Consider the following 13166-nt stretch of genomic DNA (forward strand, 5'->3'; position numbering starts at 1 on the left):
GCTGGCCGCCGTGAGCGACGACACCCGGCCGCTGGCCGTATTCGATCTCGACGGAACCCTCGCCGACAGCGGCCACCGTCAGCACTTCCTCGAAGGCTCGCGCCGGGACTGGGACGCGTTCTTCTCGGCCGCGCCCCACGATCCTCCGCTGGAGGAGGGCGTGGGACTCGTGCTGGAGAGCGCGCAGGAGTGCGAGGTCGTCTATCTGACGGGCCGCCCCGAGAAGTGCCGCAAGGACACCCTGGCCTGGCTGGACCGGCAGGGGCTGCCGAGGGGCGCTCTCCACATGCGGCGCAACGCCGACCGGCGGCCGGCCCGCCGCACCAAGCTGGAGATCCTGGAACGGCTCGGACGGGAACGCGAGGTGCGCGTCCTCGTCGACGACGACGAACTCGTGTGCGACGCGGCCGAACGGGCCGGTTTCACGGTCGTACGCGCCCGGTGGGCCGTGGCGTCGCCGTCGCTGAAGGACGCGCAGGAGCGCCAGGGGCGCACCTGAGGGGCCGGACCCGGCGGTGGCGCGTGGCGGGCCTTCCGCCCCGCCCCGGACCTGCGCGGGGGGTCAGGCCTTCTCGTCGAGCCGGAAGCCCACCTTGAGTCCCACCTGGTAGTGGGCGATACGGCCGTCCTCGATATGGCCCCGGACCTGCGTCATCTCGAACCAGTCGAGATTGTGCAACGTTTCGGAGGCTCTTGCGACGCCGTTGCGGATGGCCGCGTCGAGGCCCTCCTCGGAGGTTCCTACGATCTCGGTGACCCGGTAGGTGTGATTCGACATCTAATGTCTCCTTTCGTGATTCCACGGTGCCTCACTCCGGGTCGGAGCGCGAGGTATCGGCGTGGCGATCCGGGCTGGGCAGGGGCTTGACCTGCGCATTGGTCCATACCAAACTCCGGTGCACACGCCCCGTGCGAGCGCCGCCCGCAGTCCCCCCACCCGGGTCCTGTCCTGTCGTCGTGCCGTTTCGCAGAAGGTGACCCCCGTGAAGATCCGCATACTGGCCGGAGCCGTCGCGCTCGCTTCCACCGTCGTGCTGAGCGGCTGCGGCTACCTTCCCGGCGCCGGATCCGGCAGCAGCACGGTGACGGTGTGGCTGATGAAGGGCAGCGCCTCGCAGAGCTTCCTGGACCGCTTCAAGAATTCGTACGAGGCCGAAAACCCCTCGGTCGAACTGGAGTTCGTCCTCCAGGAGTGGGGCGGCATCGGCCCCAAGGTCCTCAAGGCGCTCGACGGCGACGAAGCACCCGACGTCATCGAGGTCGGCAACACCCAGGTCGCCCAGTACGCGGAGACCGGTGAACTGCGCGACCTCACCCTGGAATCCGTCCGCGACCTCGGCGGGGAGGACTGGCTCCCGGGACTCGCGGACCCGGGCAAGGTCAACGGCGCCCAGTACGGCATCCCCTGGTACGCGGCCAACCGCGTCGTCATCTACAACAAGGACCTCTTCGCGGAGGCGGGGATCACCGAACTCCCCAAGACCCGTGCGGAGTGGGTGGACATCAGCGAGCGGCTGAACACCGCCGGCCGGCAGGGCGTCTACCTCGCCGGGCAGAACTGGTACGTACTCGCCGGGTTCATCTGGGACGAGGGCGGCGAACTGGCCGACGACAGCGGCGGTGACTGGCAGGGCGCACTCGACTCGCCCGCCGCGCTGCGCGGCATGGACTTCTACAAGACGCTCCAGGCCTTCGGCGACGGCCCCAAGGACGCCGACGAGCAGACGCCCCCCGAGACCGACGTGTTCGCCGGGGGCGAGGTCGCCCAGATCATCTCCGTACCCGGCAGCGCCGCGCTGATCGAACAGCAGAACCCCGAACTCAAGGGGAAGCTCGGCTACTTCCCCGTTCCCGGCCGGAGCGCGAAGAAGCCCGGTGCCGTCTTCACCGGAGGATCCGACCTGATCGTGCCGGAAGACGCCGATCACCGGGGTGAGGGCATCGACGTCGTCAAGGCCCTCGCGGGGGAGAAGTGGCAGACGGAGCTCGCCCGCGCCATGAGCTACGTCCCCAACAAGCCCGCCCTGGCGAAGGCCGTCGAGGGCCAGGAGGGCACCGCCGCCATGGCGGAAGGCGCCGCCGAGGGCCGTGCCACCCCCAACTCGCCCTTCTGGGCCGCCGTCGAGGCGGACAACCCGATCAAGCCGTACATGACGGCGGTGCTGGAGGGCGGCGATCCCGCGGAAGAGGCGAAGAAGGCCTCCGACCGCATCACGTCCAAGCTCATCACCGGCTGACCGGACCGGAGAGCGCCGCCCGCCGGGCGACCCGGGGGATTCAGCCGTCGCACATCCCCCCGCTCCACGCCGGTCACGTCGAATCCAGCCGGTCACGGAAGAAGTAGAGGGCCGGGCCGTCGCACCCCCGCGGCGGCCCACGGCCCCGCTGATCCGTCCCCCGGAGACCGCCATGACCGTGCTGCCGCTCACCTCCCCGACCCCCATACCCTCCTCCGCCCCCGCACCCGCCGGTGTGCCCGCGCCCCGTCCGGCCGCCTCGGGTGCACCCTCCGGCTACCGGGTCTCGCTGGCCACCTGCCAGGACGACGTACGGGCCGCCCAGCGGCTGCGCCACCTGGTGTTCGCCGGAGAGCTCGGCGCCCGCCTCGACAGCACCGAACCCGGCCTGGACAGCGACGCCTTCGACGCGTACTGCGATCACCTGCTGGTGCGCGAGGCGGCCACCGGGGAGGTGGTCGCCACCTACCGGCTGCTGCCGCCCCAGGGCGCCCGGCTCGCGGGCGGGCTCTACGCCGAGGGCGAGTTCGACCTCCGACGCCTCGGCCCCATCCGCGACGACCTCGTCGAGGTCGGGCGGTCCTGCGTCCACCCCGCCCACCGGGACGGAGCCGTCATCGCCCTGATCTGGGCCGGCCTCGCCCGCTACATGGAGCGCACCGGCCACACCTGGCTGGCCGGTTGCTGCTCCGTACCGCTCGCCGACGGGGGAGCACTGGCCGCCAGGAGCTGGGACACCGTACGGACCCACCACCTGGCCCCCGAGGAGTGCTGGGTCACCCCGCACCGCCTCTGGGACACCACGGGCCACCCCGGCGGCGGCGCGGGCGGCCGCGCCGGACTGCCTCCGCTGCTGCGCGGCTATCTGCGGCTCGGCGCCTGGGTCTGCGGAGCCCCTGCCCACGACCCGGACTTCGACGTCGCGGACCTCTACGTCCTGCTCTCGATGCAGCGCACCGACCCGCGCTACCTGCGCCACTTCCTCTCGCTGGCCCCGCTGCGATGAGCGCCTGGCTGCCCGTCGCCCCCTGCACCCCGCGCGAGTGCGCACACCACGAGGGCGCCAGACGTCCGCCCGCGCACGCCGTGGCGCTGCTGACCGCCGGATGCGCCCTCACCTTCCTCGGGGTGCTCTGCGTGCCCGCCGTCCTGCTGCTGGGACCGGCCCACCGCGACCTGCTGATCCGCCGGTGGGCCCGTGCGGTGGTGCGGGCCTTCGGCGTACGCGTACGGGCCACCGGGCAGCCGGTGGAGCGGGTGCGGCCGCCGGCGGGCGAACTCGTCGTCGCCAACCATGTGTCCTGGCTGGACATCCCGCTGGTGGCCTCCGTGCTGCCCGCCCGGATGGTCGCCAAGAGCGAGATACGGAACTGGCCGCTCCTCGGACCGCTCGCCGCGCTCGGCGGCACCCTGTTCATCGAGCGGGACCGGCTGAGGGCCCTCCCGCAGGCCGTGGGGGCCCTCGCCGGGGCGCTGGCCTCCGGGGCGCGGATCGCGGTGTTCCCGCAGGGCAGCACATGGTGCGGCCGGAGCGGCGGCGGCCCGTTCCGGCCCGCCGCCTTCCAGGCGGCGATCGACGCGGGATCGGCCGTCCGCCCCGTACGCATCACCTACCGGACGGCGACGGCGGACGCGGCGGGAGCCGCCGCGTTCGTCGGGGACGACCCGCTCGCCGCATCGCTGTGGCGCGTGGTGACCGCCGCCGGGCTCACCGCCGAGATCCGGGTCCTGCCCCCGGTCCACGCGGCGGGTGAGCCCGGCCGGCGGGCGCTGGCGCGGGCGGCTCAGTCCGCCGTCGCCAGCGACAGCGCGAACCTGCCCGCCGTGTCCGTCCACCACTGATCCAGCCGCAGGCCCGCCGCGGCCAGCTCGTCCCGGACCCTCTCCTCGCGAAACTTCGCGGAGATCTCCGTACGCAGATCCTCACCCTCCTCGAACTGCACCACCAGATCCAGCTCCCGGATCTTGACCGTCAGCGCACGGCGGGCCCGCAGCCGCATCTCGATCCACTCGTGGTCCGGGTCCCAGAGCGCCACATGGTCGAAGTCGTCCAGCGGGAAGTCCGCGCCCAGCTCACGGTTGACCACCGCCAGCACGTTCTTGTCGAACGCGGCCGTCACGCCCGCAGCGTCGTCGTACGCCGCGACGAGGGTCGCCTTGTCCTTGACCAGGTCCGTGCCGAGCAGCAGCCCGTCCCCGGGTGCGAGCCGCGCCCGTACGGACCGGAGGAACTCCGCGCGCTCCGCCGGGAGCAGATTGCCCAGCGTCCCCCCGAGGAACGCCACCAGCCGCGGCCCGGGGCTCGCGGGCAGCTCCAGGACATGCGTGAAGTCGGCGACGAGCGCGTGCACGGAGAGCCCCGGACGCTCGGCCAGCAGCGCCTCGGCCGCGCCCACGAGCGCGCTCTCACTGACATCGACCGGTACGTACGTGTGCAGCTCCGGCAGCGCGTCCAGCAGGTGTTTCGTCTTCTCCGAGGAGCCCGACCCCAGCTCGATCAGGGTGCGCGCCCCGGACGCGGCGGCGATCTCCCCGGCACGCGCGATCAGGATCTCCCGCTCCGCACGCGTCGGGTAGTACTCCTCCAGACGGGTGATCTCCTCGAACAGGTCGCTGCCCCGCGCGTCGTAGAACCACTTGGGCGGCAGCGTCTTGGGGTGCCGCGTCAGACCGCTGCGCACATCGGCGCGCAGCGCCGCGTCCGTCGCGTCCGCAGGCAGGGTGCGGGTCAGCTGGAAGGGACTCACGCGGTGGGCTCCTTGAGCGGGGTCAGCAGGACATCGGTGCGCGTCGCGGCCAGCAGGGTGCGGTCCGGGACCTCGCGCCAGTACGGATCGTCGTCGTAGGGCTCCGAGGCCACCACCGTGCGGCGGCCCGGCTCGTGGAGATACCAGAGGGAGTCGCCCCAGGTGGTCGCCACGATGGTGGAACCGTCGGTGAGCAGCAGATTGAGGCGTGAGCCGGGGGCGGCGGCACCGACGTCGCGAACGGTCTCGGCGACCGCCCGGGCTATCTCGTCCCCCTGCGCCACCCGGTGGAGGACCAGCGCCCAGATCAGCGCCGAGTCGCTCCGCGCCGCCAGGGCCAGCATCCTCTCGGGCGGCAGGTCCCCGGCCAGCGGCGCCAGGGAGCCCGGCCAGCCGCGCACCGCGCCGTTGTGGCTGAACAGCAGGCGCCCCTCGGCGAAGGGGGCCGCCGCGGCGTCCCCGTCCGCCCCGGCGAACGTCGCGTCACGGACCGCGGCGAGCAGCGCCGTGCTGCGCACCACGCGGGCCAGATCGGCGAAGGTCTCGTCGCCCCAGACCGGCCCGGAACGGCGGTAGCGGCCGGGCACGGGGTCCCCGTCCGCGTACCAGCCGACCCCGAACCCGTCGGCGTTGACCGTGCCGTGCCTCTGGTGCCGGGGCTCCCAGGACTGGCGCACGAGTCCGTGAGCGGGGGAGACGAGCACCTCGCCCAGCGCCACCGGCGGCCCCAGGTAAGCGATATGACGGCACATCAGGCATCCCTCGCCGTGCGGAATCCGGAGAAGATCTGACGCCGGACGGGAAGGTCCCAGTTACGGAAGGTGCCACGGCACGCCACCTGGTCCACGGCGAACGAACCACCGCGCAGCACCTTGTGGCCGGGCCCGAAGAAGACCTCCGAGTACTCCCGGTACGGGAACGCGACGAAGCCGGGATACGGCAGGAAGTCGCTCGACGTCCACTCCCACACGTCGCCGATCAGCTGGCCCGCCCCCGCGGGGGATCGGCCGGCCGGGTACGCCCCGGCGGCGGCGGGCCGCAGATGGCGCTGGCCCAGGTTGGCGTGCTCGGGGGCCGGGTCCTCGTCGCCCCACGGGTAGCGCAGCGAACGCCCCGACGCGGGGTCGTGGCGGGCCGCCTTCTCCCACTCCGGTTCCGTCGGCAGGCGCCGGCCCGCCCAGCGGGCGTACGCGTCCGCCTCGTACCAGCTGACGTGGAGCACCGGCTCGTCCGCCCGCACGGGCTCGGTCACCCCGAAGCGCCGCCGGAGCCACTGTCCGGCGTCCCGGTGCCAGAACAGGGGCGCCGTCAGGTCGTGTTCGCGGATCATCGCCCAGCCCTCGGGCGCCCACCAGCACTCCTCGGTGTAGCCGCCGTCCTCGATGAAGCGCTGGTACGCACCGCAGGTGACCGGGGCGGTGTCGATGTGGAAGGCCGCCACCTCGCGCCGGTGCGCGGGCCGTTCGTTGTCCAGTGCCCAGGGCTCCGTGGACGTACCCATGGTGAACGGGCCCCCGGGGACCAGGACTTCGGGCGGAAGGGTGACGGTGTCCGTGGGCTCGGGCGGTTCCGGGGCGCCGAGCACCGCGGGCCCCGAGCGCAGCTGATGGGTGATCAGCATCGTCTCGTCGTGCTGCTGTTCGTGCTGGGCGACCATGCCGAAGGCGAACCCCGCCCGCTCCAGCGGACGGCCCTCGCCGTGCAGCGGTGCGCCACCGAGGACGTCCAGGGCACGGCCGCGTACGTCGGCGGCGTACGTCCGTGCCTCGGCGGGAGCCAGCAGGGGCAGCGAGGGCCGGCTGGCCCGGGAGTGCTCGAAGGCGTCGTACAGCCCGTCGATCTCGGGGCGCATCGCCTCGCGGCCGCCCACGGCCCGCAGCAGCCACAGCTCCTCCTGGTTCCCGATGTGCGCCAGGTCCCAGACCAGGGGCGACATCAGGGGGGAGTGCTGGGCGGTGAGGTCGTGGTCGTCGACGCTGTCGGTGAGCAGGGCGGTGCGCTCGCGCGCGGCGAGGAGCGCGGCCAGGGCACGTTCACGCAGCTTTTCCGCGTCGAATTCCGCGCCCGTGTGCGGAGCTGAGGTGTCGGTCATCGGACCAAGCCCTTTCCGTACGGCGCCCGGGCAGGGTCGGGAAAGTCGTCGGCCGGACATCGGCCCCGGGCCACATAGCGGTCATGGAAGGCGGCGACCGTCCCGATGACATGGTCGCTCGCCCCGATCCTGGGCAGCGCCTCCAGCGCCGTCGTGAAGCAGACCGCGGCCGCCGCCGCCAGCTCGGGATCGCTCAGCCCGTCACGGGCGGCGGCGGTCCAGAGCGGATTGCGGGGCGCGGCCGGCGGGCCCGCCGTCTCGGCCAGCGGTTTCACGGTGCGGTACACGGTTTCTGCTGCCTCCGGGTCGTCGAACAGAGCGGTGGTGACGGCCAGCGGAACGATCCAGCCGTCGGTGCCGGACTGGGCGTCGATCATGCGCAGTTCCAGGTGCCCGCGCGGGCGCACCGGCGGGAACAGCGTGGTGAGGTGGTAGTCGAGATCGGCCCGCACCGGTGGTCTCGGCCCACCGCCGCGGATCCAGTCGCGGAACGTCAGCCCCTCCGGCACGGCCCAGGGGCCGTCGTCGGCACGGACGCACATCACCGGTGTGGCGAGCACATGCGTGGCCCAGGCGTCACGGGGCGAGAGACGGCCCTGCGGCGCGAGCGTCCTGGCCGGATCGAGGTCGGCCCACAGCGACTGCCGGGTCGACCGCCAGCCGGTGCGCCGGCCCTGCCGGTACGGCGAATTGGCGAACGCGGCGACCAGCACCGCGCCCAGCAGGTGCCCGAGCTGCCAGCGCCGCCCGTAACCCAGCGGCCCCGGCTCCTCCTCGCCCGCGTCCAGGCAGACCTGCACGGACGCGGAGGTGCACATCATGGCGCGGCCTGCGGAACCCGACCGGTCCAGCGCCGCTTCCATGGCGTCGTAACGCGGCTCCCGGAGCAGGCGACGCGGCGGATGCCACGGGTCCACGCCCAGGCCGGCCAGTGTCAGCCCGGCCCGGCCGAGGGTGTCGCGTACGGAGGCCAGATCGGCGGCCGTGGCGTCCACGCACGCCATCATCGAGGGAGCGGGCTGGGAGCTGAGCTCCAGCTGGCCTCCTGGTTCGAAGGTCAGGGCGGCGTCCAGCTCCGTCGCGCGCACGGCGTCGGCCGCGGCGCGCAGACGGTCGTGCGGGACGGCGACCTCGGGATGTTCACGGTCGTGAATGAGCCATTCCAGCTCCACACCGACCGTCCGGGGCGGTCCCGTCTTGAAACATATGCCGCGGAGCAGATCCTCCGCCTCTTCCTCACCGAGCGGCGCCGCGTCGACGGGCGGGCCGTGCTGGCCGAGAGTGTCCGGGGGCATGCTGGGCCTCCTCTTCGGGTGCTTCCTACCCACCCAAACCCTTACCGGGAGTTCGCACAAGGGTGCCCCTGGACGCGGAAAACCGGTTGCGTCCATGCCGTCACGGCGTCCAGCATGCCCCGTATGCACCACACGGGGGCGCGCCGATGAGCGCACGACTGCGCGGCATCGCGCGAGAGACCGAGTCCGTCGTCCGGTCCGGGCGGTACCGCACGCCCGAGGGGCGCGAGGTGACGATCGGGCGCGCCCTGGCCACCGCCCTCTCCGGCACCCGGCTGTACGGCCCCGAGCCCGTCCACGTGGCGGCCCTGGACACCGACCGCAGTCCGGTCGTCGAGGTGACCGGCGAGACGAGCCTGCAGGCGGCACACCGGATGACGGGCGAGTCGGCGGCCAAGGTCGCCGTGCTGAACTACGCCTCCGCACGCAACCCCGGCGGCGGCTATCTGAACGGCGCGCAGGCCCAGGAGGAGTCCCTGTGCCGGGGCTCCGCGCTCCACGCCACGCTGCTGCGGGCCCCCGAGTTCTACGCCCACCACCGCGCCGAACGCAGCGCCTTCTACACCGACCGGGTCATCCACTCACCCGGCGTACCGGTCTTCCGCGACGACCGGGGGCGGCTGCTGGAATCCCCGTACACGGCCGGATTCCTCACCTCGCCCGCGCCCAACGCCGGAGTCATCCGCAGCCGGGAGCCCGACCTGGTCCCGCGCATACCCGCCGCGCTGGCGAGCCGGGCCGAGCGGGTGCTCGAAGTGGCCGCCGTCCGCGGCTACCGGCGGCTCGTGCTGGGCGCGTGGGGCTGTGGCGTCTTCATGAACGACCCCGCCGAGGTGGCCGGCGCGTTCCGCGCCCTGCTGACCGGCGGCGGGCGGTTCGCCGGCCACTTCGAGCAGCTCGTCTTCGGCGTACCCGACCGGGATCCCGACTCCGCCGTCCGGGCGGCCTTCACCCGCGCGCTCGGCGGTCAGCTCCAGCTGTAGCGCTCCCGCAGCCGCCCCGCGACCAGGTCGAACCTGACACGGTCCAGGGCACAGGCCTCGCGTCGCATCCCGTCCTCGTGCACCCGCAGGACCCGGTCCAGATCCACCCAGGACGGCCGGCCCGAGCTGTCCCACGGGCCGGCCCCCAGGGAGACCCACTCGTGGTCCCCGTCGTGCTGCTTGCTGGAGAGCTGTACGGCGAGCACCGTGCCCCGCTCCTCCCGGGCCACGACGAGTACCGGACGGTCCTTGCCGCGCCCGTCGTTCTCGTCGTACGGCACCCAGGTCCAGACGATCTCGCCGGGGTCCGGATTCCCGTCGCGGTCGGGGGCGTACGAGGTGCGGACGGGCCCCACGTCGCGGGGTTCCGCCTCCGTGGTGGCCGCCGGTCCGCTGCGGCCGGGGAAGTCGGTCGTGCTGTCGCTGCTGTGGTTGGTGTGCTGGAACGTCATCGCAATACCGTAGGACCTGTACGGCCCAGTCCGTGGAGCGGGTCGGCGAAACCGACCGCAGGCTCGACCACATGATCACCCTCCTCACCCTCCGGACGGCCCGCGCCGTCACCGTCGCCGGCCTCCTCGCAGCCGCTGTCCTGGCCACGGTTCCTGGTGCCGCGTCAGCCCCGCCGCCGCGGCCGTCCCCCACGCCCACCACGGCGCCGGGCCCCTCGGCCCGCCCCTCCGCACCCACCGCCCGCACCGTGTCGGCGTGGCTGCCCTACTGGGACCAGGAGGGCGCCTACCAGGACGCGTTGCTCCACGCCGCGCAACTGCACACCGTCAGCCCGTTCTGGTACGAGGCCGTGTCGGCAGGCCGGATCGACGCGCACCCCGGCGCGGGCGAACGCCGCATCATCGACGGGCTGCACCGGGCCGGGACGAAGGTCGTCCCCACGGTGATGGAGACCATGAAGTACGGTGCCCTGGCGGCGATCCTGACCAGCCCCGCCCGCCGCACGGAGCACGCCGACGCGCTGATGCGCACCGTCGCCACCCGCGACTACGACGGCCTAGACCTCGACTACGAGTCCATCGCCGCCACCGGCGACTCCACCTACGCCTCCGTACGCGACGGGTTCACCGCACTGGCCACCGACCTCTGCGGGCGTCTGCACACCCTCGGCAAGCAGTGCGTGCTCACGGTCTTCCCGAAGACCGCCACGACCGGCCGCATCTGGGACTACGCGGCCCTCGGGCGTGTCGCCGACCGGATCCGGATCATGGGCTACAACCTGCACTGGTCGGGCGGCGACCCCGGGCCGCTCGCCGACACCCGCTGGTACGAGGACATCCTGACCCGGGCCACCGCGCTCGTACCGGCCGCCAAGCTGGAGATGGGCCTTCCCGCCTACGGCTGGGACTGGCCCGCGGACCGCACGGGCACGGCCGCCACCAAGCACGTCACCTGGAAGGAGGCCGAGGCGCTGCGCAAGCGGCAGGGCGTCCCCTACCGCTTCGACCAGGTCTCCGGCACCCCGTACTTCACCTACCGGGACGGCACGGAGTCCCGCGAGGTCTGGTACCAGGACGCGCGCGGGATCGCCGCCCACCTGACGGTGCTGCGCAAACACGGTGTGACCGGGACCGCCCTGTGGGCGCTCAACTTCGAGGACCCGGAGATCTGGCCGGTACTCGCCGACGGCTGACGCCCCGTTACGGTGCCCCGCCCCCGGGGCGGGGCCGAGGGGTCTGGAAGACTGCCGGACGCCATGAGCCAGTTATCCGAGCAGCCCGCGGGCACCTCCGTACCGACCAGCGCCGACGTGGCGCGGCTCGCGGGAGTCTCCCGGGCCACCGTGTCCTACGTACTGAACGACAACACCTCCGTACGGATCAGCGAACCCACCCGCCGTCGGGTCAGGGAAGCCGCCGCCGACCTCGGCTACGTCCCGCACGCGGCGGCCCGGAGCCTGCGGGCCGGGCACACGAGGATGGTGCTGCTGCCCGCCGCCCGGTCCCCGGCCGGGCCCCTGTACCAGCGGTTTCTCACCGGGCTCGAAACCGGTCTGCGCCGCCTCGACTACACCGTCGTGCAGTACGGGAGCGCCGGCATGGACGCCGACGAGGCGGCCAGGGCCTGGGCGGAACTCCGCCCGGTGGCCGTCGTCTCGCCCGGGAACATCGCCCTCACCCCGTACGGCACCGGCGTGCTCACCCGCTCCGGCGCCAAGGCCGTGATCACCCTGGGCCCGCAGCCGGTGGAGGGCGCCCACGCGCTCGTCGTGGACCAGCGCGAGGTCGGCGGCGCCGCGGTCCGCCACCTCCTCTCGCGGGGGCGGCGGGGGATCGGGGTGGTCATGCCCCAGGAACCCGGCCTCGCCCCCTTCGCCGAACCCCGGCTGGCCGGAGCGGTACGCGCCGTGGAGGAGTCCGGCGCGGACGCCCGTGTCCGGCCACTGCCCCTGCGGTACGAGGAGGAGTCGGCGGCGGACCTGGCCGCCCGCTGGCGGACGCTGGGCCTGGACGCCGTGTTCGCGTACGACGACGAGTACGCCATGCTGCTGATGAGCGCCCTCCAGGACGCCGGGATCGGCGTCCCCGCCGAGACGGCCGTGATCGGGGCCGACGACCTGATGCTCGGCAGGCTCCTGCGGCCCCGCCTCAGCAGCGTCACCATGGAACTGGCGACCGCCCAGTCACCGGCCGAGATGATCGACCGCCTCGTGCAGAGCCCCGGCGGGGCGCCCGAGCGGCACTATCCGCTGCGGGCCACGGTGGTGGCGCGCGAATCCAGCTGACCGGCCCTGATGCGCGGCGTTGCGACATGCGAGGGTGGCCCCGGATGTCTAGCGTCGACGGCATGAGCCATCCGCAGAGCTACGAGATCCTGCTCTTCCCGGAACCGGAGGAGCCCGTCACCGGGGCGCCCCCGCCCGGCACCGCCATCCGCTCCGCGGTCGTGGCGGCCACCGGGGACACCGGGGAGACGGGCTATCCGCGTTACGCCGGGAACGGCATGGAGGCGGACATCGACCCCGCCTCCCACACGGTGGAAGCCCTGCTGGTGGACGGCGCGGAGCTGGACTACGGGCTCACGGCCAGGATCGCCGACCGCGTCCGCGGCCCTCAGGAGACCGAGGAGGAGCCGGCCGCGGCCGAGGAGGCGGCGCCCGCCGAGCCCGAGCCGGGGCATACCGGGGCGCAGGAGTCCGGGGCCGGGGGCGCTGGGGCGCGGGCCGGGGCCGAGGGGGCCGGGACGGAGGGCACCGGGGCCGGCGCGGGGAGCTCGGACGGCACCGCACCATGACGAAGGCCCGGCCGTTCAGGCCGGGCCCTCATCACGTCTGCCGCACATCCGAAGGGACTACTGGGGCTCCTGCTGCGCCTGGCCCTGCTGTGCCTGCTTCTGCTCCTCGACGGACTTGCGTACCTCGTCCATGTCCAGGTTGCGGGCCTGGCCGATGACATCCTCCAGCGCCTCCGCGGGGAGCGCCCCCGGCTGCGAGAAGACCGCCACGTTGTCACGGACGATCATCAGCGTGGGGATGGACCGGATCTCGAAGGCGGCCGCCAGCTCCTGCTGCGCCTCCGTGTCGACCTTGGCGAAGACCAGGTCGGGGTGACGCTCGGACGCCGAGTCGTAGACCGGGGCGAACTGCCGGCACGGACCGCACCAGGAAGCCCAGAAGTCGATCAGCAGGAATTCGTTGTCGCTCACGACCTGATCGAAGTTTTCCTTGGTGAGCTCTATGGTGCTCATACTCTGTTACCTCTTCCTGGGACCGTTCGGACCTGTCCGGCACAACGGTGACGTCACTTGCGCTATTCCGCCTGCCCATGTGGCCGCTCCGCACACCCACGAGGACACTGTTC

The 13166-nt window shown here is 73.0% G+C and carries 15 protein-coding genes; 8 read left to right on the top strand and 7 right to left on the bottom strand.

Going from position 1 to position 13166, the window contains the following annotated elements; all coding sequences use genetic code 11:
- Window positions 1-10: 10 nt before the first annotated feature.
- Window positions 11-499, top strand: a complete 489-nt coding sequence (locus JKV81_RS35175; protein ID WP_129259924.1) for a phosphatase domain-containing protein — start codon at window positions 11-13, stop codon at window positions 497-499.
- Window positions 500-562: 63 nt separating this feature from the next.
- On the opposite strand, the gene JKV81_RS35180 is transcribed toward JKV81_RS35175, so the two are convergent.
- The gene (locus JKV81_RS35180; RefSeq protein ID WP_099175818.1) at window positions 563-778 is read right to left on the bottom strand and encodes a dodecin; all 216 of its coding nucleotides are present in this window, start codon (window positions 776-778) and stop codon (window positions 563-565) included.
- A gap of 205 nt (window positions 779-983) precedes the next feature.
- On the opposite strand from JKV81_RS35180, the gene JKV81_RS35185 reads away from it, so the two are divergent.
- The 3 genes from JKV81_RS35185 to JKV81_RS35195 all read left to right on the top strand — a co-directional run bounded on the left by JKV81_RS35185 (window position 984) and on the right by JKV81_RS35195 (window position 4079).
- A complete protein-coding gene (locus tag JKV81_RS35185) occupies window positions 984-2237 on the top strand; it encodes an extracellular solute-binding protein (protein ID WP_202079647.1) in 1254 nt (417 codons plus the stop codon).
- Window positions 2238-2409: 172 nt separating this feature from the next.
- Entirely contained in the window at window positions 2410-3243 is an 834-nt protein-coding gene (locus tag JKV81_RS35190) for a GNAT family N-acetyltransferase (RefSeq protein WP_202079649.1), read from the top strand.
- Window positions 3240-4079, top strand: coding sequence for a lysophospholipid acyltransferase family protein (locus JKV81_RS35195; protein ID WP_202079651.1), 840 nt, complete (start codon window positions 3240-3242; stop codon window positions 4077-4079). The genes JKV81_RS35190 and JKV81_RS35195 overlap by 4 nt, the downstream gene beginning before the upstream one ends.
- Here the strand turns inward: JKV81_RS35195 and egtD are convergent.
- From egtD to egtA, 4 genes are read right to left on the bottom strand one after another with little or no spacing between them, the layout of a single operon-like run.
- Window positions 4022-4984: an L-histidine N(alpha)-methyltransferase gene (gene egtD / locus JKV81_RS35200; RefSeq protein ID WP_202079653.1), complete on the bottom strand. Its 963-nt coding sequence runs from the start codon at window positions 4982-4984 to the stop codon at window positions 4022-4024. The genes JKV81_RS35195 and egtD overlap by 58 nt on opposite strands.
- Window positions 4981-5736 (bottom strand): ergothioneine biosynthesis protein EgtC, encoded by a 756-nt coding sequence (gene egtC / locus JKV81_RS35205; RefSeq protein ID WP_202079655.1) that lies wholly within the window; start codon window positions 5734-5736, stop codon window positions 4981-4983. The genes egtD and egtC overlap by 4 nt, the downstream gene beginning before the upstream one ends.
- Window positions 5736-7076, bottom strand: a complete 1341-nt coding sequence (egtB, locus tag JKV81_RS35210) for an ergothioneine biosynthesis protein EgtB (RefSeq protein ID WP_202079656.1) — start codon at window positions 7074-7076, stop codon at window positions 5736-5738. The genes egtC and egtB overlap by 1 nt, the downstream gene beginning before the upstream one ends.
- Window positions 7073-8371, bottom strand: coding sequence for an ergothioneine biosynthesis glutamate--cysteine ligase EgtA (gene egtA, locus JKV81_RS35215; protein WP_124279197.1), 1299 nt, complete (start codon window positions 8369-8371; stop codon window positions 7073-7075). Before egtA ends, egtB begins: the two co-directional genes overlap by 4 nt.
- Window positions 8372-8517: 146 nt before the next feature.
- On the opposite strand from egtA, the gene JKV81_RS35220 reads away from it, so the two are divergent.
- The gene (locus JKV81_RS35220) at window positions 8518-9354 is read left to right on the top strand and encodes a TIGR02452 family protein (protein ID WP_129259932.1); all 837 of its coding nucleotides are present in this window, start codon (window positions 8518-8520) and stop codon (window positions 9352-9354) included.
- Here JKV81_RS35220 and JKV81_RS35225 read toward each other — a convergent pair.
- Window positions 9339-9806 (bottom strand): type II toxin-antitoxin system PemK/MazF family toxin, encoded by a 468-nt coding sequence (locus tag JKV81_RS35225; protein ID WP_129259933.1) that lies wholly within the window; start codon window positions 9804-9806, stop codon window positions 9339-9341. The two genes, JKV81_RS35220 and JKV81_RS35225, sit on opposite strands and share 16 nt — an antisense overlap.
- 71 nt (window positions 9807-9877) lie before the next feature.
- Here JKV81_RS35225 and JKV81_RS35230 point away from each other — a divergent pair, with 71 nt between their 5' ends.
- The 3 genes from JKV81_RS35230 (at window position 9878) to JKV81_RS36455 (ending at window position 12600) form a co-directional block, all read left to right on the top strand.
- A complete protein-coding gene (locus JKV81_RS35230) occupies window positions 9878-10999 on the top strand; it encodes a glycosyl hydrolase family 18 protein (protein ID WP_202079658.1) in 1122 nt (373 codons plus the stop codon).
- 63 nt (window positions 11000-11062) lie between these two features.
- Entirely contained in the window at window positions 11063-12091 is a 1029-nt protein-coding gene (locus JKV81_RS35235; protein WP_129259935.1) for a LacI family DNA-binding transcriptional regulator, read from the top strand.
- A 62-nt stretch (window positions 12092-12153) separates the two neighbouring features.
- A complete protein-coding gene (locus JKV81_RS36455; protein ID WP_236058543.1) occupies window positions 12154-12600 on the top strand; it encodes a hypothetical protein in 447 nt (148 codons plus the stop codon).
- Window positions 12601-12657: 57 nt separating this feature from the next.
- Here the strand turns inward: JKV81_RS36455 and trxA are convergent, their stop codons facing one another.
- Window positions 12658-13053: a thioredoxin gene (gene trxA / locus JKV81_RS35245; protein ID WP_202079660.1), complete on the bottom strand. Its 396-nt coding sequence runs from the start codon at window positions 13051-13053 to the stop codon at window positions 12658-12660.
- Between the last annotated feature and the right edge of the window lie 113 nt (window positions 13054-13166).

The sequence above is a fragment of the Streptomyces silvae genome (assembly GCF_016745505.1).
In the GTDB taxonomy this organism is placed as follows: domain Bacteria; phylum Actinomycetota; class Actinomycetes; order Streptomycetales; family Streptomycetaceae; genus Streptomyces; species Streptomyces silvae.

Excerpts from the sequence above, each read along its gene's own strand:
- JKV81_RS35180 (WP_099175818.1), bottom strand. The coding sequence starts at position 778 with ATGTCGAATCACACCTACCGGGTCACCGAGATCGTAGGAACCTCCGAG.
- JKV81_RS35190 (WP_202079649.1), top strand. The coding sequence starts at position 2,410 with ATGACCGTGCTGCCGCTCACCTCCCCGACCCCCATACCCTCCTCCGCC.
- JKV81_RS35195 (WP_202079651.1), top strand. The coding sequence starts at position 3,240 with ATGAGCGCCTGGCTGCCCGTCGCCCCCTGCACCCCGCGCGAGTGCGCA.
- egtC (WP_202079655.1), bottom strand. The coding sequence starts at position 5,736 with ATGTGCCGTCATATCGCTTACCTGGGGCCGCCGGTGGCGCTGGGCGAG.
- egtB (WP_202079656.1), bottom strand. The coding sequence starts at position 7,076 with ATGACCGACACCTCAGCTCCGCACACGGGCGCGGAATTCGACGCGGAA.
- egtA (WP_124279197.1), bottom strand. The coding sequence starts at position 8,371 with ATGCCCCCGGACACTCTCGGCCAGCACGGCCCGCCCGTCGACGCGGCG.
- JKV81_RS35220 (WP_129259932.1), top strand. The coding sequence starts at position 8,518 with ATGAGCGCACGACTGCGCGGCATCGCGCGAGAGACCGAGTCCGTCGTC.
- JKV81_RS35225 (WP_129259933.1), bottom strand. The coding sequence starts at position 9,806 with ATGACGTTCCAGCACACCAACCACAGCAGCGACAGCACGACCGACTTC.
- JKV81_RS35230 (WP_202079658.1), top strand. The coding sequence starts at position 9,878 with ATGATCACCCTCCTCACCCTCCGGACGGCCCGCGCCGTCACCGTCGCC.
- JKV81_RS35235 (WP_129259935.1), top strand. The coding sequence starts at position 11,063 with ATGAGCCAGTTATCCGAGCAGCCCGCGGGCACCTCCGTACCGACCAGC.
- JKV81_RS36455 (WP_236058543.1), top strand. The coding sequence starts at position 12,154 with ATGAGCCATCCGCAGAGCTACGAGATCCTGCTCTTCCCGGAACCGGAG.
- trxA (WP_202079660.1), bottom strand. The coding sequence starts at position 13,053 with ATGAGCACCATAGAGCTCACCAAGGAAAACTTCGATCAGGTCGTGAGC.